We start from the raw sequence: 20792 nt of genomic DNA on the forward strand, positions 1-20792 counted from the left end.
CGTGCTGCCCAGCTACAACAGGAAAGCATCAGTATGTTAACCGTTACACGAAAAAACAGTGAGAGCCATACTTGCCAAACAGTTGAAAGTGCTTGTCTGCCTGCCGCTGCTGACCTGGCTGCTGTGCGGCATGGCGGCCTACCGGGTGCAGGCGCAAAGCCAGGTGCCGATCGGGAACTGGCAGGTGCATGTGCCGTACCAGCAAGGCAAAGCTGTTGCCGTAGCAGGCGATAAGGTTTACGTGGCCGCTGAGCGGGGGCTCTTTTACTTTGACCAGGAGTTTAACACCACCGAAACCATCACAAAGGTGGATGGCCTGAGCGAGCAGCAGATCAGGGATATCGCCTTTGACGAGGCAACCGGCACGCTTGTAGTAGCTTACAACAGCACCAGGGTAGACCTGCTGCACGATCAAACGGTCTACACCCTTACCGACATCTTCCGCAAAAGCATCCCCGGCGAAAAGAAGATCAACAGCATTTACATCCACAACAAACTCGCCTACCTGGCCACCAGCTTCGGCGTGGTGGTGCTGGACCTGCAGAAGCGCGAAGTGAAAGACACCTACAGTGGCCTTGGGCCCAACGGCGAGGCAACACGCGCGACGGATGTTGCCATACTGCAGGACAGGCTTTACCTGGCCACCGACTATGGCATCCTCTCTGCGCCTGTTGCCGGGGCTAACCTGCCGGATTTCCTGAGCTGGCAGAACCAGAGCGAGGGCCTTGCAGATGCGAATAAGGTTGTAAGCCTGGCTGCGTTTCAGGGGCAGCTGTATGCCAGCACAGGCAGTGGCGTTTATGCCCTCCGCAACGGCAGCTGGCAAATCACCACCCTCAGTTCCGGAGCTCCTGTGCGAAGCCTGAACGCCACGGGGGCTGCTCTAACTGTGGCCACGGCTACAGGGGTAGTTGTGCTGGAGGCCGGCGGAAAAAAGAAAGTGCTCAGCCATGCCCTGCTGGCACAGCCACGGGAGGCAGTTGCCACTGAGGCCGGCACAGCCTGGGTGGCCGACTACACCAAAGGGCTGGTGCGCATAAACCTGAACAACAACGATGCCGCTGCCTTTGCACCCAACGGGCCCTATGCCAGCAATAGTTTCGCTGTTTATACTTCTGGCGGCAAAGTATACGTGCTGAGCGGTGGCTACAGTGAGAGCTATGCACCGCAGGGCCTGCATGAGGGGTTTTATGTTTATGAAAAAGGGGAGTGGCAAAACTTCAACCAGGTTACGGACGGCGGTTTTTCAGCGGCCCGCGATCTGGTTGCGGCAGCCTATAACCCCGTGACAGACAAAGTATACTTCGCCAGCTACGGCAATGGACTTTTGGAGTGGGGCGGGCCTGGCAACACCCAACTGTACAATCGCACCAACAGCACGCTCCTTAGCACTCTGCCTGCCGATGACCCCAACAACCAGGTGCGCGTAACCGATGTGGCCGTGGATGAAGCGGGAAACGTGTGGGCCGTGAACCGAAACCAGCAAAACGGAGGGGCGGGGCTGCACAAGCTGACACCGGATGGCGCCTGGGAGGCCTTCAGGCTGCCCGTGGCAGATGCGAGCAACCTGTCGCAGATTGTCATAGACGCATATGGGCAGAAGTGGCTATCGATTGCCAGGCGGCAAAACAGCCGGAGCGGCTTGGTGGTGTACGACGAAAAGCAGAACAAAGCACGGCTGCTCTCCACTGGCGAGGGAAACGGAAACCTGCCGAGCAGCTCCCTTTACGCACTGGCCAAAGACCTGAACGGGGACATCTGGGTGGGCACCGCCAGCGGCGTGGGGGTCTACTATAACCCAGCCTTTGTGTTTGAGTCGCAACAGTACGATGCGCGGATTCCTATTATAGACGGGCGGCCGCTGCTGGACGGGCAGGCGGTGCGCACCATCGCCGTAGACGGCGCCAACCGCAAATGGATGGGCACAGATAACGGGCTGTGGCTTTTCGGGCCGGACGGGGATGAGCTGATCTACCACTTCACCACACAAAACAGCCCTTTACCGTCCGATACGGTGCTGTCGGTGGGGGTAGAGCACCGTTTAGGGGAAGTGTTTATTGCCACGACAGCGGGTGTGGCCTCCTTCCGCTCCGACGCCACCGTAACCGAGGGCGAACCGGAGTGCGCGATGGTTTTCCCGAATCCCGTGCGCCGGGATTACACCGGGCAAATCGGCATCTCGGGCTTGCCGAACAACGCCGATGTGCGCATTACCGACGTGTCCGGAAGCCTGGTGTATAAAGGCAAAGCCACGGGCGGCACCTTCGCCTGGGATGCCCGAGACTACAACGGCAGGCGCGTGAAAGCCGGCGTCTACTTAGTTATGAGTGCCAGCGAAGAAGGTGACCAAACCTGTATCAGTAAAATAGCCGTACTGGAGTAAATGTTAGTCAAGACAAGGGGCATTGTACTCAACTACATCAAGTACAGAGAGTCGTCCATCATCACCAAAATATACACCGAAACGCTGGGTGTGCAGTCGTACATCGTCAACGGTGTGCGGAAGAAGGGCACGGGCTCACGCATTGCGCTGTTTCAGCCGTTCACCCTGCTGGACATGGTGGTGTATACCTCCCAGAGAGGCGGGCTGACGCGCATTTCCGAGTACAGGTCGGCGCACCCCTTTGCGACCATTCCCTTTGATATCCGGAAGAGCAGCGTTTTGCTGTTCCTGTCAGAAATACTGTCGCGCACCGTGAAGGAGGAGGAGGAAAACCCGCCGCTGTTTCACTTTCTGTTTAACGCCGTGGTCACTTTTGATGAGATGGACCGGGGCTTCGAGAACTTCCACCTGGTGTTTCTGCTGCAGCTGAGCTTTCACCTGGGCTTTGGCCCGAGCTCCGGGGCAGAGGTGGTAGAGCAGGTGGCCTTTTCCCCCAACACGCAGGCAGCCACCTCTGCACCACCCGTTTTGGCGCTGCAGGTGCACGAGGCCTACTTTGACCAGTTGCTGAAAGAGCCGGACTACGCTACCATCCCGAACGGCAAGGTGCGGCGCGAGCTGCTGGATATCGTGATCCGCTATTACCAGCTGCACGTGGATAGGCTGGGGGAGATTAAGTCGCTGGCCATACTTTCGGAGGTGCTGGCTGAGTAGGAACAGGAAAAAACGAAGTATAAAAAAGCCGCTGCACATAAGTCCAGCGGCTTTTTTTATACTTCGCTTATAGAGAGCGGTACTACAGTATCTCCAGCACCTCCACCTCAAAAACCAGAGGTGAGTTTGGTGGGATAGCAGGAACATCTCTCCTTGTGCCGTAGCCCAGGTGGGACGGGATAAACAGGCGCGCTTTTTCGCCTACGCGCATCAGCTGCAGCCCTTCTTGCCATCCTAGTACGACTTTAGTTACGCCGACAGTAAGCTCGATTGGCTCTTTTCCCTCGTCATAGCTGGAGTCGAACTTGGTGCCGTTTAGCAGCGTGCCCAGGTAATCTACGGATACTCTGTCGCCAGGGTAAATCCGCTCGCCGGTACCTTCCCTCAAGAGTTGATAATACAGACCTGAGTTGGTTTTTACCACAGTGGCCGTATCAATGTTGTTGGCCTTAAAATACTGCTGAATCTGTGCGTCGTCCTTCACCTTCTGGTCCACGTCATCGTCTTTGCAGGCAGAGAACGAAAGGGCGACGAACAGCAGCAGAAGCGCCTGCAGGAGGCCGCTTCTGTGCTTGTTTATGTTGTAAGAGAGCATCTGTTGCTAGCTAGTTATTGTTTTTCTACATTCATCAGCTCGATGTCGAAGCGCAGGATAGAGTTTGCCGGCATATCCGGGCCGCGCTCCTGCTCTCCGTAAGCAAGCGGCGAAGGAACCAGCAGCGTGGCTTTGCTGCCTTCTTTCAGTTGCTGAATGGCATCGTCCCAGCCTTTGATCACCTGGCCCTGGCCCAGCGTGAACTGGAACGGCTGGTTGTTGTTCATCGGGTTGTTGCGCGATGACTCCAGCTCTTTCCCGTCCAGGTGCGTGAGCGTGTAGTGTACCGTTACCTGGTCCCCGGCGCTGGCCTGTGGCCCTTTACCCGGCTCTGTTACCACGTAGTACACGCCAGACTCTGTTTTCTGAGCGTTTGGCAGGTTCTGCTCCTTCAGGTACTGCTGGATTTTCTCATCGTCCACCTTCAGCTGCTTCTCGGCGCGAACTTGTGCCTGCTGCATCTGCTCCTGCATCATCTGCTGCTGGTCTACCATGGCCTGCTCACGCGACTGCACTTTCTCCGCCTTAATGAAGAAGGTCAGGTCAGAGCCCGGCTTGATGAACGGAGGCATTGGCTGGCCGAACGTTTTGGCAAACAAAGAGTCTGCGTTTACTTTAAACACGCCGCTGTCGCCCGGGGAGAGCATCATCAGGGCCTGCTCCAAGCTTCCTTTAAACGATGGCTCCATTACCGGGATCATGATCGGCATGCCCTGCTTGCGGGAGTCGAACAGCACGGAGTCCTCTGCGTTTTTGTAGGACATGTGCATTGTTACCACCTGCCCGATTTTGGCGCCGGTAGAGTCTTCCGGGGCAACTTTGCCCTTGTTCTCGTACTCTCCGTTTTCCTTTTGCTCAAAGATTTTATAGGTCAGGCCGTCAGCCGTAGTATAAAACTCATCGTTGTTGTTGTTGCAAGCCTGCAACGCTAACACACCTGCCAGCACCGGCAGTAAAAATTTTGTCTTAGATAGCATTTAGTATAGGTTGATATAAGTTTTTATCTGACAGTGGCCTGTTGCAACTGCTCTTTGTAGAGCGGCAGCAGGCTCTCGAACTTGGCCACAGTAGCGTCCAGCGTGTCCATAGACATGCCGCCAGCCGCGTTTTTGTGGCCGCCTCCGTTAAAGTGATCGCGTGCGAACTCATTGGCGGAGAAATCCCCCACCGAGCGGAAGGACATCTTCACGGCCTGTGAGCGATCGATGATGAGGGCGGCAAAAACAATGCCTTCTATGGAGAGGGCGTAGTTTACGAGGCCTTCCGTGTCCCCTGTTTTCGAGTCGTAGGCCTTCAGCTCCTCTGCCGTGATGGCAATGTAGGCCGTATTGTACTCGCGCAGCACCACCAGCTTGTCTTTCAGGGCGTAACCCAAAAAGCGCAGGCGCAGTTCCGAAGAGCTGTCGTAAATAAGGCGGTGCACATCGGAGGTCTTTACCCCGATCTTCAGCAGGTCGGCGATAATGAGGTGCACGTTCTGGGAAGTGCTCGGGTGGCGGAAAGAGCCTGTATCGGTCATGATGCCCGCATAGAGCGCCTCGCCAATGCCGGTGTCGATCAGGTCTGCGTCGCCCATGGCCTTGATCAGGTCATACACGATCTCGGCGGTGGCGGCGGCATTGGTGTTGGCGTAGTCCAGGTCGGCAAAGTTCTCCGGCTGCAGGTGGTGGTCCACCAGTACCTTTGTGCCTTCGGCTTCGCGTATGTACCCGCCCATCTCGTTAATGCGTGAGAGGTTGTTGAAATCCAGGCAGAAAATGACCTGGGCCTCTTTGATGATCCGGCGCACCAGCGCATCGTTTTTCGCAGAGTAAACAAGCACATCGTCGTTGCCCTGCATCCAGTTCAGGAAGTCCGGGTAGTCCGACGGGGTGATAACTGTAACCCGGTGGCCTTTCTTTTTCAGGTAGCCGGCCAGGCCAAGTGAAGAGCCCAACGCATCGGCGTCCGGTTTGTGGTGTGTGGTGATCATCACCTCTTTAGGCTCATTCAGGAGCTCTTTAAGAGCGTCAATGTTATGCATGCTGTAAGTATAAATCCTCTGATTAATAGGGATATAAGGCGCGAATTTCTGAATAAAATACGTCTAAAGCAACACCGGCGGCGTTGGCAGGGGCGTGTAAGCCCACCAGGTAAATCAGGTTCTTTACTAAAGTATAGCTTAAAAGTATGCTATATTACCCGAAATGCGCTATTTTTGCGAGCTAAATTAGAAGTTATAAACGATAAAGTAAAAGAGAACATGGCCGGAAACATTACATTCACCATGATTAAGCCTGATGCGGTAGCAGAAAACCACATTGGCGGTATTACCCAGATGATTGAGGAAGTCGGCTTCCGCATTGTGGCAATGAAAAAGACAAAACTGTCTGAGGAGCGCGCAGGCAAGTTTTACGAGGTGCACAAGGAGCGTCCGTTCTACGGAGATCTGGTAAAATACATGTCTTCCGGCCCTATCGTGGCGATGATTCTGGAGAAAGACAACGCCGTAGAGGACTTCCGCAAGCTGATCGGTGCCACTAACCCGGCTGACGCTGCTGAAGGAACAATCCGTAAGAAGTACGCCAAGTCAATCGAGGCAAACGCCGTTCACGGTTCTGACTCTGACGAGAACGCAAAGATCGAAGGCGATTTCTTTTTCGCTGCTGACGAGCGTTTCTAAGCAAAAGGATACTTATTGATTAAAAGCCCGCTAAGCTGTATGCTTGGTGGGCTTTTTGTTTTTTGGGCTTAGGCTGCGCCAGGCCATAGTTCAAGCGCAGGGCGCAGGAGCACCGGCGGTGCAACGAAACAGCCAGAAAGTAAAAAGCGGCCGGCTCCAGAAAGGGTGCCGGCCGCTTACCTTCAACACAAACAGGTGCTTTTAGTCTCTTGGTATCGCCAGGCGCTGGCCTGGGCGGATGAGGTCTGGGTTATCGCCAATCTTATCCTTGTTCGCTTTGTAGATCTTTGTCCAGTCGTTGGCGTTGCCGTAGTGCTTCTGGGCAATTTTGGAAAGTGAGTCGCCGCTCTGTACCGTGTACACGTCCTGGTTTGGCCCCGGGTCGGTTACTTTGTTCATGTCGCTCTTGCTGTAGAAGCCTTGCTCCGGGTGGCCAGGCGCTTTCGACACCATATCAGTGCCTTTGCTGATCGGCTGCGTGCCCTTTGGCGTGTCGACTCGCTTAGACGACTCCACATTGCTGGCTGGTTTAGATGGTTCTTCCTTTCCCTTCTTAAAAAAATCAAACAATCCCATATAAATTTCTCTTTAAGTCAAACTTGTTTTCATAGCGGCGGCCCTGCGTTAACCAGTGCCGCCTATTGTAAGATACGCCGCTAGAGGCACTTAGTTGTGCCAGCCCTTTCGTAACGGCAAGGCTGCTCTGGTCGTAAAGCTATTTTCTAACTAATGGATTGATAAATATGAAAGCGATAAACAAAGGGTGGCAAGCCCTGGTGGCCGTGCTGCTGACGATAGCCTTTACGAGCTGTGGAAACAAGGAGGAGATAGGCTCAGAAAGTATGATTTCGGGGGCCGACAGTAAAACCTGGGTGGCCGACATAGAAGAGAACGCCGCCGGAGAAGAGCAGGCCCTGACGGATGCAGAGCAGGCGCAGACCATGCAGTTTTACGCTGACGGGCGCTTTGCCCTGGGCGGTGGCGGAACCCTGCAAACCGGCACCTGGTCGTTTGATGAGGCTGCCAAACGCCTGTCGCTACAGTTCGAGGACCAGGAGGTGACCGAGAACTTTGAGGTAGTGAAGCTGGACGACGATGAGCTGGACCTTCGTGCCGATGACGGAACTTTGATGGAACTGGAGCTGAAGGAGTAACAAACCAGCCGTTTTTAAGTATACATATACGGTTTCGATTTTTGGCGGCAACCTGCACCTAGCAGGTTGCCGCTTTTGCGTTCAGCCTGCAGCGTTTTTGCCCAGACTTACCTGGACAGGAGGGCCTCCGTTACCTACGCAGCAGCGGCCGCATGCAGAGCAGGCCCGTCAGTGGCCCCACAGCCAGGAGTACGAACACCCACTGTGCGGGCATGGTTGTAAGCAGGTAGCCGGTAAGCTGTATGCTGAGAACAGAGATGGCGAAGCCGGCGGAGGTAACCACCGTCAGGGCCGTGCCCATAAGCTGCGGCGGAGCTGTGCGGGCCGTCAGTGCCGAGAACTGCGGGGAGTCGCCGGCCACGACCACGCCCCAGAACAGCAGGAAGGGCAACAGGAGCAGGGGCGTCTGCAGCACCCACACACTCAGGATACAGCACACCCCGGAAAGCAGCAGCTGGGCGAAAGCCACCCGTGCGCTGCCCCACCGCTGCGATATGTACCCACCACCGATACAGCCTACTGCCCCGGCGGCAATCACCAAAAAGCTAAACGCAGACAGCTGGCTTTGCGGCCACTGCGGAAAAGCGGAGAGAAGTATAAACGGTACAAAAGCCCACAGCGTGTACAGCTCCCACATGTGCCCGAAGTAGCCAAAAGCCGCCGCTCGTAGCTCCCGCACCTGGAACACGCGCAGCATGTTGCGCACCTCAAACGTTGCCCCCTTGGTTAGGTAAGGCCCATCGGGCACCAGCAGGTACATCAGCAGCCCACCCGCCGCCGCCAGCGTGCTTACCGCCAGCAGCATGGTTTGCCAGGGAAGCGCCGCACCCAACCCCCGCAACAAGTGCGGAAAGGCCGTGCCCAGCACCAGCGCCCCCACCAGGTAGCCGATGGCTTTGCCTAGCCCGCCGCTGTACCAGCTTGCCGCGATCTTCATGCCCACCGGGTAAATTCCCGCCAGCAGAAAGCCCGTGAGGCCGCGCAGCAACAGCACGCCTGTAATGCTGGTGGCCGAAAAAAGTACCAGCGCATTAGCCGTGGCCCCCAGCAGCGAGCAGAGCAGGAACAGGAGGCGGGGCGACATCCGGTCGGCCAGCGCGAAGAAGGCGAAGCAGAGGGTGCCCAGTATAAAGCCGAGCTGCACAGAGGAAGTCAGCAGGCCCAGAGCCTCCTCCTGCAGCCCCAGCGACGCCTGCAGCTCCGGTAGCACGGCGTTTCCTGCAAACCACAGGGAGGTGCCCGCAAACTGTGAGAACACGATGGTAGGCAGGATGCGGGCAGGAGGCGGTGCTAGTGCGGCAGTTTGTGTCATGGGTTTGGGGCTGGTGAAGTATAAAGATACATTTCTTTTGTTTTCCTGTAGCCGCTCCCGCTTCTACTTTGGCCGCTCAGGCGCTATAATTTTGTACCTTAGTGCCACAAGCAGTGCAGCAAATGAAGCAAAAGCAGTTTCCGGTTTATTGCATCGAGGAGTATCCTGGGAAGGCGCAGGAGCGGGACAAGGTCTTTTACATGACGCGCCTGGAAGAGCTGGTGCAGCGTTTCGAAAACATTGATAAGCCCCACAGCCACACTTTCTACCTGGCCATGATGGTTACCTCCGGCAGCGGCACCCATACCATTGACTTTGTGACGCACCCGATCCAGCCGCCGCAGCTGTTCTTCCTCACGCCGGGGCAGGTGCACAGCTGGAGTCTCTCACCGGATATAGAGGGTGTATCCGTTTTCTTTGAGGCGAACTTCTTTTTGCAGCGGTACCCGCAGCGGCTCTACCAATACCCGTTCTTCCATAGCCAGCAGCACAAACCGCTGTTAGCGCTGCCCAAAGACAGCTTTTGGCAAAACCTGGTGGAGTGCATGTTCCGGGAATACGAGGCGCAGTTGCCGCACCGAAACGAGGTGCTGCTGTCGTTCCTGCACATACTGCTGGAGAACTCCGCCCGCCTGTACCGCTCAGAGGCCCTTCAGGGCAAGGCCGCCGGCGCTGTGGCCAAGGTGCGGGAATTTGAGCTGCTCCTGAACCAGCACTTTCTGGATAAGCGTGAGGTAAAGGACTATGCCCATATGCTGCACATCACGCCAAACCACCTTAACGTGCTCTGCAAAAGTACGGTGGGCAAAACCGCCAGCCAGCTTGTTCAGGAGCGGGTGATGGTGGAGGCGCAGCGCCTGCTGTTGCACTCCACCTTATCTGTGAAAGAGATTGCCTACCAGCTGCAGTTCGAGGACAACTCCTATTTCTCCCGCTTCTTTAAAAAGCACAGCGGCAAAACGCCGGAGCAGTTTAGGAAGAGCCAGTAAGCAGCCGACCCTGCTGGATCTACGGCTACCGGGGCCGGTTTAGCCAAGTATGGTTTCGGCGAATTTTTCGAGTGTTTTGCGGGTTTCGTAGGTGCGCTCAAACATGGCCATGTGACCGGTTTTCTCCAGAAAGTACACCATGCTGTTGCCCGGCAGGTGGCATTGCTCCAATGCCTTTTCCAGCGGCACGGCACCATCGTCTTTCCCGAAGATGAACAGCACCGGGCACTTTAGCTGCTGTAGCACTTCCGCACGGTCCGGGCGGTCGCGCATGGCGGCCAGGGCACCCGTAACGCTTGGTTGCGGCGTGGCACGGCCTATCTCCTTCATCATCTCTATCTCCTGAGCCAGGCGCTGGCGGTTTTCGCGGTAAAAGAGCGGTTCTACAAAAGGATTGATGAAGTTAACCACACCGTGGCGCTCCACATAGTCGATGCTCTTACTGCGCTGTTCCTTTTTCTCGTCTGTATCGGCAAAGGCAGTAGACTGGAACATGCAGAGGCCGTTGAGCATGTGGCCGTACTTTTCGGCAAAAGCCATACTTACATAGCCGCCCATCGAGTGGCCTACAAGTATAAAGCGCCGCACATTCAGCTCTTCCAACTTCTGCTTCACATAGTCAGCCATACTTTCCATCGTGTAGCTGCTCACGTTGTCAGTGTTCTCGCCAAAGCCCGGCAGGTCCAAGGCTACGGTTCTGAACTTCTGCTGCAGCGGCTGTATAAACTCCGCCCATACCTGCTTGCTCTCGCAGAAGCCGTGCAGGAAAACCAGTACATCGCCGGAGCCGGTATCGGTATAAGTCATATTTTGATTTTAGATGCTAGACTTCTCTTGTCTGAATCAGGGTTTACAGGATTGTTTAGATAAATAGGATGACGGGGAGATGGCTGTTTACGTTCTTTTATACTGCCCTGTCTTTACAAAAGTAATTCTGATGAAGTCAATTTAAAAAAATCCTGAAAATCCAGCTTCTTTCGGGAGGTTCAGAGATAGCAACTTATGTCTTGCTAACCCTCTAATCCTGAAAATCCTGATCCAGACAAAAAGGCCTCACAAGTATATTACCTGCGAGGCCTTTTATCTAAAGTCTAGTATCTAGCGTCTAATATCTATACTTTCACCGCTACACCGATTAATTCGCGTACGGTGTTTTCGATGTCAATAGGGGCAAAGCCGGCCTCGTGTTGCAGCTCCAACTGAGAGCCGTGCTCAAAGATGGCGTCCGGAATACCGAGGCGCTTCACTTGGGAAGTATAGCCGTTGTCTACCATAAACTCCAGTACTGCGCTACCGAAACCGCCTTGCAGGCAGCCATCCTCCACGGTTACTACTTTGTCGTACTTCGAGAAGATGTGGTGCAGCAGTTCCGCGTCCAGTGGCTTGGCGTAACGCATGTCGTAGTGGCCTGGGGTGATGCCGTCGTGCGCCAGCTTCTGGCAAACATCCACGGCATAGTTTCCAACATGGCCGAAGGTAAGGATGGCGACCTCTTCGCCTTCCTGTACGGTGCGCCCTTTGCCTACCTGCTGCAGCTCCAGCGGGGTGCGCCATTTCGGCATCACACCTTCGCCGCGCGGGTAACGGATCGTAAACGGACCCATGTCCTCCTGCGAGGCAGTGTACATCATGTTGCGCAGTTCCTGCTCGTTCATAGGGGCCGCCACCACCATGTTCGGGATGCAGCGCATGTAGGCAATGTCGTAAGCGCCGTGGTGCGTCGGGCCGTCGGCACCGGCAAAACCGGCTCTATCGAGGCAGAACACCACGTTCAGGTTCTGGAGGCACACATCGTGCACCACCTGGTCGTAACCGCGCTGCATAAAGGTGCTGTAGATGTTGCAGAACGGCACCAGCCCCTGCGTAGCCAGGCCAGCAGAGAACGTTACGGCATGCTGTTCGGCAATGCCTACGTCAAAGGCACGGTCAGGCATGGCCTTCATCATGATGTTGAGCGAGCAGCCGGATGGCATGGCAGGCGTTACACCCATGATTTTCGGGTTCTGCTCCGCCAGCTCCACCATCGTGTGGCCAAACACATCCTGGTACTTGGGAGGCTGCGGCGTATCGTACTCTTTTTTATAGATCTCCCCGGTGATTTTGTCGAACAGGCCTGGCGCGTGCCATTTGGTCTGGTCTTTCTCGGCCAGGGCAAAGCCTTTGCCCTTGGTGGTGAGGCAATGCAGGATTTTCGGGCCCGGAATGTGCTTCAGGTCCTCCATTACCGACACCAGGTGGTTGATGTCGTGGCCGTCTATCGGGCCGAAGTAGCGGAAGTTCAGTCCTTCGAACAGGTTGCTCTGCTTGAGGATGGCCGCTTTCACGCCGCTCTCTATCTTAGAGACAATCGCGCGGGCATCCGGGCCAAACTTGCTGATCTTGCCCAGTATCTTCCAGATCTCATCGCGCATCTTATTGTAGGTGCGCGAGGTGGTGATGTCGGTCAGGTATTCTTTGAGCGCGCCCACATTCGGGTCTATGCTCATGCAGTTGTCGTTGAGCACTACCAGCAGGTTGGCGTTGGCAACGCCGCCGTGGTTGAGCGCCTCGAAGGCCATACCGCCCGTCATGGCACCGTCGCCGATCACGGCGATGTGCTGGCGCTGGTCCTCGCCTTTATACTTGGAGGCAACCGCCATGCCCAGCGCCGCCGAAATAGAGGTGCTGGAGTGGCCCACGCCAAAGGTGTCGTACTCGCTTTCTTTTCTTTTCGGGAAGCCGGAGATGCCGCCGTGCTTGCGGTTGGTGTGGAACACGTCGCGGCGCTCGGTCAGGATCTTGTGCCCGTACGCCTGGTGCCCCACATCCCATACCAACTGGTCGTAGGGCGTGTTGAACACATAATGCAGCGCCGTGGTGATTTCCACTACGCCGAGGCTCGCACCAAAGTGCCCGCCATGGATGGAAACGACATCGATGATATACTGCCTTAGTTCCTGGCTCACTTGCAGCAACTGCTCCGGCTTTAGCTTCCGGAGATCGGCAGGTGAGTTGATGGAGGCGAGCAGCTCTCCGGGTTTGATAATCATAGAATTGTCTTTATAGACCTCTAACAAAAAAATCTGGGGAAAGTTTACTTAAAGCGCTTCTCCAGCCAAATCGTAAAGTTAGTAAATTATGCAACACAAGCAGCCAAGAAAAGCACTGCAGAACAGGTGATACTTGTACGTGCAATATATGGATAAGTATATGTTAATCGGTGTCAGGCTGCTAGGCCCCGGTTTTGGAGTGTTTCCAGCAGGTGCGTCTCCCGTTATACCTAACTTCTCCTAAATGGTTATGAACTATGCCGGCCAGGGATTGAGTTGATGCAGGAGGGCGGCCATGCTTCAATCCGCTGAAAATGTTTATTTTTGCCACCTGCGCAGCCACACGCGCCTATAAATGAGTTGATAAGGTGAGTTTCGAGATTAGATTACCGTTGTTTGAGGGTCCGTTTGACCTGTTGCTTTTCTTTATTGAGCGCGATGAGCTGGAGATACACGACATCCCGATCTTCCAGATCACGAATGAGTTTATGGGGTACCTGCAGCAGCTGGAGCAGCTGAACATAGAGGTTGCCAGCGATTTTATACTTACAGCGGCCACGCTCATGCGCATCAAGGCCAAAATGCTGCTGCCCCGCGCCGACAAAGACGAGGACGGCAACGAGATTGACCCGCGCGAGGAGCTGGTGCAGCACCTGCTGGAGTACAAGAAGTATAAAAGCGCCGTGCCCAGCCTCTCGGAGATGGAGGACCAGCGCCTGGCGCAGGAGAACCGCGGCAACATACAGCACGAGCTGCAGCAGATCGCCAACGCCAACCACTTTGAGTACGAGCTCCAGGACCTGAGCCTCTACAAGATTATGCGCGTGTTCGAGAAAGTGATGACGCGCTTTGAGGAGGAGCAGAACCGGCCGAAGCACACCGTTATTCAGTACCCGTACACCATCGAGGAGCAGCGCGACGTTATCCTGGGCATGGTGCAGGCGCGAAACCGGCTGGCCTTCTCCAAGCTGATCGAGGAGTTCCCGGACAAGATCGGCATGATCTTCAACTTCCTGGCCATTCTGGATATGCTGCAGCTGAACCTGATCGGGGTGGAGATAGGCGAGGGCTTCAACGACTTTATCATTACCGAGTCTGAGGGGCAGGCCGCCCAGGTAATGCAGCTGCTGGTAGAGTAGCGGGTGCCGAAATTGCGAAATTTGCCAACTGTTTAGGCTTGGTTCCCGAATAGTTAATAGCTTTACGCGTCTGCCGAGCGAGGCTGCGGCGCCGTTTTAGCAGGGGCAGCAGACAAACTGTGACCACCTTACATGGATCAGAACAAAAAAACGATATTAAAGAGCTTTAGCCCGGTAAAGGTGCTGATACCCGTTTTGTTGGGCTTAGGCGCCACGGCATGGCTTTTTATCAAAGACGACAGGGTAAGCGAGCTGAAAGGCATTGCCCAGGCCAACGTGTGGTGGCTGGTGGCGGCGCTGGTCGTGCTGGTGGTGCGCGATGCCGGCTATATGTACCGCATCCGCTCCCTCACCGATAAGTTCCTGACCTGGCGCAACAGCGTGGATGTGATCATGCTCTGGGAGTTTGCCTCGGCCATTACGCCCTCCGTGGTGGGCGGCACCACCATTGCCACCATCATCCTGAACAAGGAGGGCATCCCGCTGGGCAAGTCGCTGGCGTATGTGATGCTCACGGCGGTGTTGGATAACATGTTCTTTATTGTGGCCGCGCCCATTGCGCTGCTGCTCACGCAGGGGCAGGTGTTCCCGACCTTTAACCTTGAGCCGGCCGATGTGGCCAAGCTGCAGTCAGCCTTTTACATTAGCTACGGGTTGATTACGTTGTATACGTTCGTGATGATCTATGCCCTGTTCATTAAGCCCCGCGCCTTTAAATGGGTGCTGCTGAAGGTGACAGGTGTGGGCTTCCTGCGCAAGTGGCGCGTAAACGCGTTTCAGCACGGCAACGAGATTGTGTGGGCGTCGGGGCAGCTCAAAGGAAAGGGCTTTAACTATTGGGCAAGGGCTATCATCTCCACCGTTTTTGTCTGGAGCGCCCGCTATTTCCTGCTCAACTGCCTGATCGCCGCCTTCGTGGACGTGAGCCTGAGCGAGCACATGCTGATTCTGTCGCGCAACCTTATTTTCTGGATCGTGATGCTGATTGCCATCACACCCGGTGGGGCAGGCATCGTGGAGATGGCCTTCCCGAGTTTCTTTGGCTTGTTTCTGGGCAGTTTCAGTGGCATTGTGGTGGTGCTGTACCGCCTGATCACCTATTATCCGTACCTGGTGCTGGGCTCTATCTTCCTGCCGAAGTGGATTGCCAAAGTATTCGGCCGCCAGGCCCAGGAGAGCGAAGTGAATGTGTAGGCCTCCGAGGGCCATTGCAAAATAAAATCAACTGTAAACGCCGGTCCGAAGCCGGCGTTTACAGTTTCTGAGAACCAAAACCAGCAAAGACTTTATATGAACGTTGCAATAGTAGGAGGCGGTATCGGGGGGCTGTGTGCAGCCATAGCCCTGCAGCAGGTAGGCGTGGAGGTGAAAGTATACGAAGCGGCCCCCGCGCTAAAGCCAGTGGGCGCGGGTGTGGGCCTGGCAGCCAATGCTATGCAGGCGCTCCAGCGCTTGGGGGTGGCAGAGGAAACCGTGGCGCGCGGCAAGCAGCTGCAGGCGCTGGTGATATTCGATGAGAGCGGTAACGTTGTCAGCAACATGGATACCCGCCCGCTGAGCAGCAAGTACGGCATCAACAACTTTGTTATTCACCGGGCCGACCTGCACGAGGTACTGCAGCAGCGCCTGCAGCCCGGCACCCTGGAGCTAGGCAAGCGTAGCGCAGGCATGCAGCCGCAGGGCGAGAAAGTGCAGGTGGCCTTTACCGATGGCACGCAGGCAACTGCCGACCTGCTGATTGCCGCCGATGGCATTAACTCCGGCATACGGCAGCAGTTACTGCCCCAAAGCACACCCCGCTATGCCGGGTACACCTGCTGGCGCGGCGTGGTGAAGAACCCCGGTGTAAATATAAACAAGATGATTTCGGCCGAGACGTGGGCACCGCAGGGGCGGGTGGGCCTTGCGCCCTTGCTCGGCAACAAAGTCTACTGGTACGCCTGCGTTAACGCGCCGCAAAACGACGCCCGGATGCAGCGCATGGCACCAGGCGATTTAGCCCGCCACTTTGCCGGGCTGCCTGCCGCCGTGCCCGCCATACTTGGGGCCACGCCTCCTGAGCAGCTCATCTGGAACGACATTGCCGACCTAAAGCCACTGCGGCGCTTTGCCTACGGGCGGGTGCTGCTGTTGGGCGATGCGGCACACGCGACTACGCCTAACATGGGCCAGGGTGCCTGCCAGGCCATAGAAGATGCCGTTGTGCTCGGGCAGTGCCTGCAGCAGGAGAAAAACCTGGGGCTGGCGCTGGCAAGGTATGAGCAGCGCCGCCTGGCCCGGACGGCAAAGGTCATCCGCCTGTCCAGGTTGCTGGGAGCTGTGTCGCAGTGGCAGAACCCGTTGCTGCGCAGTGCCCGGAACGCGGCGTTCCGTACGATGCCCGGCGCTGTAACACAAAGCCAGATGGAGTGGCTGTACCGGGTGGGCTTCTAGCGAGGCCTTAATGCGAGCTTAATCTGCCCCTGGGTTTTATGAGGATCGGAAATTTATCCGTAGTTTGAGCCTTTATTGCATTTCCCCTTTACCTAAAGAGACCAAAATCATGCTCAAGAATATACTCGTTGTTGTGTCTGCTGTACTGCTGTTGGGCTGCTCGGGCAGCAACTCCGGCCTGAACGAAAAGCTAAAAGCCGCTGTAACCGAGGGAGAGGTGGGGCCGGAAGGCTACAAGACGATACAGATGGCCGAACTGACGGATTTCGACTGGGACACGATGTACTATTTTCAGCCAAACGAAGATGAGAAGGCCATCAGCGACGCCATCGGGTTTAAGTGGGAGGGGGCCGAAGTGCCGGAAAACCACCGCCGCCTGCTGTTTGTGAAGGGGCAGGAAGTGGTGTCTTATGTGGATTATCTCTATGACGAATTCCCGCTGTTTGTGTACGGCTGTGGCGATGATAAATGGGTCTACCCCAAAGGCCGTACTACTTTTGCCAGCTTTAAGTACTGCGACGGTGCCACCGAGGTGTACACGTTCATCCCGGTGAAGTGTGCCGAGAACATCCGGGAGCTGATGCAGTATAAGTGCCCCGAAGGCGCGGCGGTAGCGGCAGAGTAAAACAGGAAAGCCTGCTTTTATACCTCGTTCATCAAAGTGCAAAGTATAGCCGAGGCCCTGGTGGCTTTTACCAGCCAAGGCAGGAAGCCGTTAGCTTCCGTACATTTCAGCCACAAGTTATGCTGCGCTACACTTGCGGCGTGGGGGCAGTAGTTGGCATGCGCCAGTAAATCAGCTGCTCATCTCCGCCTGCTTCCTGCATCCCCAGTTTTTTTAGTATTCTAACAGACGGAGCGTTGTGGCGCAAGCACTTGGCTGTGATAGCCTTTACTCCTGGCTGTTGGCAAGCCCAGTCTGCCAAACCTTTGGCTACCTCCAGGCCATAGCCCTTTTGGTGCTCCTGCTCTATAATGGCGTAGCCAATGTCCACCTCTCCGTCGGCGTTGGGCAGGCCTTTGAAACCGGCGTCACCGATCACGGTTTTGTCGCTTCGCCGCACCACCATCCACGACTCAAAGCCGGTTGGCTCCTGCACGAGCTTCAGGTTCCGGATGATCTTCGGCAGTGTTTCAATTGCCTCCTGGTCCGGCCAGGAAGGCGTTGGCTGGAGCCCGACCTTACGGAGTATGCTTACCTCGCCCCGCAGCAGGGCATCGGCTACTGCCAGCGTGAAAGGTACAAGTATCAGTCTGTCTGTTTGGATGTTTTGAGGTTGCATTTTGGTTGATGGGTTAGCTGGATATGCCGTAACTTTTCTAGAGCCTCCGGTACTTAGGCCATTGGTTGTAGCCTTTAGCCGGGTTGTTGGAATCACACTTTCTGATGAACGCAATCTCCACTTGGTTTACCTCTTTATCAGAAGCAGTTTCAGATTCCCACAAAATCTCTTTTCTGATCGTAAAATCACGCTGTTGCTCTTTCGTAAAGTCTTGTTCTATCAGTTTGCTGTTGGCGCTGCCAAAGTAATTTAGCGTACCTGTGAGGTCTTTACCAATGTAGACTTTACCGTTAGGATAGGTGATCTTGTAGATGACTTTCACTTTATATATCTAACTAAGTATCGAAAAGTAACCTCATACATAGCCTTGGTTTAAGTGCAAGAGCCTTTTATACCTTTCATACCGCATGTTTAGCGCTAGCGTAACTTGTGGGAACCCATGACGCAAGTTTTCAAATGCTTTCTGCGGAAGCAGAAAGCAGTAAAGCAGCGGTTTTGTACTTGGCAAGCTAGCGTATAAAGTATGGCTGAGGCTTTTGCCGCTTTTGCTTTTTCAAAGCAAGGAAGTTTAAAACTTCCATTTAATATAGCCACAAGTTGCGCTGCGCTAAACTTGCGGCATAGGGGTGTAGCTAAGGCCTTTGCCGCTGTTGCTTTTTTAAAGCAAGGAAGTTGAAAACTTCCATTCATTTCAGCCACAAGTTACGCTGCGCTAAACTTGCGGCATGGGAGGTTTAAAACAAACAAAATAGGTATACCAACCAAACCCGTAACTACAAACCGTTCTGCTCATCTGCAACCACAACAACGGTTATGTAGTATGTCCGTTGTTGTGGAGTCGTTACTTTTTATTCTTATTGTATGCCTGCTTTATTAATGACATGATATATTCAATATTATTATCGTCTCGTATTTGCAACTCATAATCTCCGTTTCCCCAATGACCAATATTAGCAACATCTCGTGCTAGTTCCTTTGGGTCGTCAAGCTCCCCTTTGAATAAATTAATCCACATTTTCAGAGCCTTTTTCTGAACATGGATGTCAGCAATATTGGAACCGCTAATAAATGCAATATATTTTTTAGTTGGCTTTACTTCAACTCCATCAAGATTTGTAATTGCATTCTTTAAAATCTCATACAATTCTAAAATTTCAGGGGATGCGATTTCTAAATGTTCTCTTTCTGTGTAAACCTTAATTTCCTTATTAACAGTCTCAACAACGTTATCGTCTCGGGAAATTGTTTTAACACTTTCTTGTGCACCGCTCGTTTGAATTTGACTATAGCTAACAGTCGCATTGTCGTATCGCTTTACTTCCCATAACTCAATCGGCAAATCTTTGAAGTTGATCGCTTCTCTTTGATATGTTGTAAACGAAGGCGAAACAAAAATCACTTTTGATTGAGACCAATCAACATCATTTCTTTTTAGAATATCTTTTCCGCACTCATTATATTCCAATATGAAATCTGCTTTATTATTCAACATTAATGACAGATAAGCATAACCTTGATCAATTACACTGAAATTTTTGTCACGTTTATATTCAATTATTACAAACGCACTTGCATCGTGGTCAAATGCCAATGTGTCGATTCGAAAGTTGTTTAATGAAAACTCAGATTTTACAAAATCTAGTCCGAAAATAAGCTTCAAATTTTGCTCCGTCAGAGTCTGAATCTCTTTTTCCAGTTTGAACGGATTCTCCTTTATCAATTCTAGATTTCCATCTCTATTTCTATAATTTGCCATATGTTTTTGTCTTTTTTAGAATGCGCTACAACTACTAGCTAGATGAAACTCCGGCTCTTTATACTATATATGGAGTCATTCCTGTTAATCAATATACCATCCTCAATATATACTTTTCACAATTAAGATTTATATTCAAAGCAAAAAGGCTGTCCAAGATAAATGAACAGCCTTTTGAGATCAGGAATTTTAAGAGCTTACACCAGCTCGTGCTTCACCAAATACTCGGCAATTTGCACAGCGTTGGTAGCGGCACCTTTGCGCAGGTTATCAGCCACAATCCACATATTTACTGTGCGCGGCTGTGTCTCATCCAGGCGTACGCGGCCTACAAACACCTCGTCTTTTCCGTGCGCATCCTGCGGCATCGGGTACTTCAGGTTCTTCACATCGTCCACTACCACCACACCTTCGGTCTCGCCGAGGATGCGGTATACTTCGTCCAGGGTAAAATCCTTCTCAAACTCCACATTCACCGACTCCGAGTGGCCGCCCATCACCGGTATACGTACTGCTGTGGCTGTAACGCGAATAGAGTCATCACCCATGATCTTCTTGGTTTCAAGGATCATCTTCATCTCTTCTTTGGTATAGCCGTTGTCCTGGAACACGTCGATGTGTGGCAGCACGTTCAGGTCTATCTGGTATGGGTACGCTTTTTCGCCTTCCTTGCCCTCACGCTCGTTCATGAGCTGGTCTACAGCCTTCACGCCAGTACCCGTTACCGATTGGTAGGTGCTCACCACGATACGCTTCATCTGCAGCTCTTCGTGCAGCTTGTTCAGCGCCACCACCATCTGGATGGTAGAGCAGTTTGGGTTGGCGATAATTTTATCTTCTTTCGTCAGCTCTTTAGCGTTAATTTCGGGTACTACCAGTTTTTTGGTAGGGTCCATGCGCCAGGCCGAAGAGTTATCTACTACCACGGTGCCTACTTCTGCAAACTTTGGAGCCCACTCCGTAGAAGTGCTGCCGCCGGCGGAGAAAATTGCAATTTGCGGGGCAGCCGCAATCGCGTCCTGCATCCCGATAACCTTTACCTGTTTACCCTTAAACTCCATCTGTTTACCAACAGATCTCTCAGAAGCAACCAACAATAACTCTGTTACCGGGAAGTCGCGCTCCGCCAGTACTTTCAAAATTTCACCGCCAACCAATCCGGTGGCGCCTACAACTGCTACTTTCATTGTTTAAAAGGTATAGATAAATATTAATGTGTCTGTGACAGGGCGAAAAGATGCGCAGGGCTCAGACTGGCTACTGCACAACCCGTTACCGCCTCATACCCAAACCAATCCTGCTCCCGTAAAAGTTCTAAATTAACGAGGCGTTCTGCTAAACAT

21 protein-coding genes are annotated in these 20792 nt (G+C 53.8%); 9 read left to right on the forward strand and 12 right to left on the reverse strand.

The features are described 5' to 3' along the window. Positions 1–58 precede the first annotated feature (58 nt). The gene (gene porZ, locus CA264_RS18845) at positions 59–2383 is read left to right on the forward strand and encodes a type IX secretion system anionic LPS delivery protein PorZ (RefSeq protein ID WP_025608947.1); all 2325 of its coding nucleotides are present in this window, start codon (positions 59–61) and stop codon (positions 2381–2383) included. Continuing rightward, positions 2384–3097, forward strand: coding sequence for a DNA repair protein RecO (gene recO, locus CA264_RS18850; RefSeq protein ID WP_025608948.1), 714 nt, complete (start codon positions 2384–2386; stop codon positions 3095–3097). An 82-nt stretch (positions 3098–3179) separates the two neighbouring features. Here recO and CA264_RS18855 read toward each other — a convergent pair whose 3' ends face one another. Genes CA264_RS18855 through CA264_RS18865 form a run of 3 tightly spaced genes read right to left on the reverse strand, consistent with a single transcriptional unit; the run spans position 3180 to position 5715 of the window. Continuing rightward, positions 3180–3692 carry an FKBP-type peptidyl-prolyl cis-trans isomerase gene (locus tag CA264_RS18855; protein WP_025608949.1) on the reverse strand — a complete coding sequence of 171 codons (513 nt, stop codon included), beginning with the start codon at positions 3690–3692 and terminating at the stop codon, positions 3180–3182. A gap of 14 nt (positions 3693–3706) precedes the next feature. Then, a complete protein-coding gene (locus CA264_RS18860) occupies positions 3707–4669 on the reverse strand; it encodes an FKBP-type peptidyl-prolyl cis-trans isomerase (protein ID WP_025608950.1) in 963 nt (320 codons plus the stop codon). Positions 4670–4692: 23 nt separating this feature from the next. After that, positions 4693–5715: a DHH family phosphoesterase gene (locus CA264_RS18865; RefSeq protein WP_025608951.1), complete on the reverse strand. Its 1023-nt coding sequence runs from the start codon at positions 5713–5715 to the stop codon at positions 4693–4695. A gap of 219 nt (positions 5716–5934) precedes the next feature. Here CA264_RS18865 and CA264_RS18870 point away from each other — a divergent pair, with 219 nt between their 5' ends. Further along, positions 5935–6354, forward strand: a complete 420-nt coding sequence (locus CA264_RS18870) for a nucleoside-diphosphate kinase (protein ID WP_025608952.1) — start codon at positions 5935–5937, stop codon at positions 6352–6354. A gap of 201 nt (positions 6355–6555) precedes the next feature. Here CA264_RS18870 and CA264_RS18875 read toward each other — a convergent pair whose 3' ends face one another. Further along, entirely contained in the window at positions 6556–6930 is a 375-nt protein-coding gene (locus tag CA264_RS18875; RefSeq protein WP_025608953.1) for a LysM peptidoglycan-binding domain-containing protein, read from the reverse strand. Between the two features lie 167 nt (positions 6931–7097). Between CA264_RS18875 and CA264_RS18880 the strand changes: the two genes are divergently transcribed. Then, positions 7098–7508 (forward strand): hypothetical protein, encoded by a 411-nt coding sequence (locus tag CA264_RS18880; RefSeq protein WP_025608954.1) that lies wholly within the window; start codon positions 7098–7100, stop codon positions 7506–7508. 130 nt (positions 7509–7638) lie between these two features. Here the strand turns inward: CA264_RS18880 and CA264_RS18885 are convergent, their stop codons facing one another. Continuing rightward, positions 7639–8820 (reverse strand): MFS transporter, encoded by a 1182-nt coding sequence (locus CA264_RS18885; protein ID WP_025608955.1) that lies wholly within the window; start codon positions 8818–8820, stop codon positions 7639–7641. 122 nt (positions 8821–8942) lie between these two features. On the opposite strand from CA264_RS18885, the gene CA264_RS18890 reads away from it, so the two are divergent. Beyond that, positions 8943–9809, forward strand: coding sequence for a helix-turn-helix domain-containing protein (locus tag CA264_RS18890; protein WP_025608956.1), 867 nt, complete (start codon positions 8943–8945; stop codon positions 9807–9809). 39 nt (positions 9810–9848) lie between these two features. On the opposite strand, the gene CA264_RS18895 is transcribed toward CA264_RS18890, so the two are convergent. After that, positions 9849–10616, reverse strand: a complete 768-nt coding sequence (locus CA264_RS18895) for an alpha/beta fold hydrolase (protein ID WP_025608957.1) — start codon at positions 10614–10616, stop codon at positions 9849–9851. 305 nt (positions 10617–10921) lie between these two features. Further along, entirely contained in the window at positions 10922–12838 is a 1917-nt protein-coding gene (gene dxs / locus CA264_RS18900; protein ID WP_025608958.1) for a 1-deoxy-D-xylulose-5-phosphate synthase, read from the reverse strand. 368 nt (positions 12839–13206) lie between these two features. Here dxs and CA264_RS18905 point away from each other — a divergent pair, with 368 nt between their 5' ends. The 4 genes from CA264_RS18905 (at position 13207) to CA264_RS18920 (ending at position 17035) form a co-directional block, all read left to right on the forward strand. Continuing rightward, complete coding sequence (locus tag CA264_RS18905) at positions 13207–13977, forward strand: segregation and condensation protein A (protein WP_025608959.1); 771 nt, start codon at positions 13207–13209, stop codon at positions 13975–13977. 132 nt (positions 13978–14109) lie between these two features. Continuing rightward, the gene (locus CA264_RS18910) at positions 14110–15171 is read left to right on the forward strand and encodes a lysylphosphatidylglycerol synthase transmembrane domain-containing protein (protein ID WP_025608960.1); all 1062 of its coding nucleotides are present in this window, start codon (positions 14110–14112) and stop codon (positions 15169–15171) included. Between the two features lie 96 nt (positions 15172–15267). Next, entirely contained in the window at positions 15268–16410 is a 1143-nt protein-coding gene (locus CA264_RS18915) for an FAD-dependent monooxygenase (protein WP_025608961.1), read from the forward strand. 109 nt (positions 16411–16519) lie between these two features. Further along, positions 16520–17035: a hypothetical protein gene (locus CA264_RS18920; protein WP_025608962.1), complete on the forward strand. Its 516-nt coding sequence runs from the start codon at positions 16520–16522 to the stop codon at positions 17033–17035. A gap of 127 nt (positions 17036–17162) precedes the next feature. On the opposite strand, the gene CA264_RS18925 is transcribed toward CA264_RS18920, so the two are convergent. The 5 genes from CA264_RS18925 to CA264_RS18940 form a co-directional block, all read right to left on the reverse strand. Next, complete coding sequence (locus tag CA264_RS18925) at positions 17163–17693, reverse strand: GNAT family N-acetyltransferase (RefSeq protein WP_025608963.1); 531 nt, start codon at positions 17691–17693, stop codon at positions 17163–17165. Positions 17694–17730: 37 nt separating this feature from the next. Continuing rightward, on the reverse strand, positions 17731–18015 hold the full coding sequence (locus tag CA264_RS18930) for a GIY-YIG nuclease family protein (protein WP_025608964.1): 285 nt from the start codon (positions 18013–18015) through the stop codon (positions 17731–17733). Positions 18016–18110: 95 nt separating this feature from the next. Continuing rightward, positions 18111–18392 (reverse strand): hypothetical protein, encoded by a 282-nt coding sequence (locus CA264_RS22155; protein WP_157593746.1) that lies wholly within the window; start codon positions 18390–18392, stop codon positions 18111–18113. 142 nt (positions 18393–18534) lie between these two features. Beyond that, complete coding sequence (locus tag CA264_RS18935; protein ID WP_025608965.1) at positions 18535–19449, reverse strand: DUF5655 domain-containing protein; 915 nt, start codon at positions 19447–19449, stop codon at positions 18535–18537. Positions 19450–19646: 197 nt separating this feature from the next. Beyond that, positions 19647–20636 carry an aspartate-semialdehyde dehydrogenase gene (locus tag CA264_RS18940; RefSeq protein WP_025608966.1) on the reverse strand — a complete coding sequence of 330 codons (990 nt, stop codon included), beginning with the start codon at positions 20634–20636 and terminating at the stop codon, positions 19647–19649. Positions 20637–20792 lie beyond the last annotated feature (156 nt).

The organism is Pontibacter actiniarum (assembly GCF_003585765.1).
In the GTDB taxonomy this organism is placed as follows: Bacteria; Bacteroidota; Bacteroidia; order Cytophagales; family Hymenobacteraceae; genus Pontibacter; species Pontibacter actiniarum.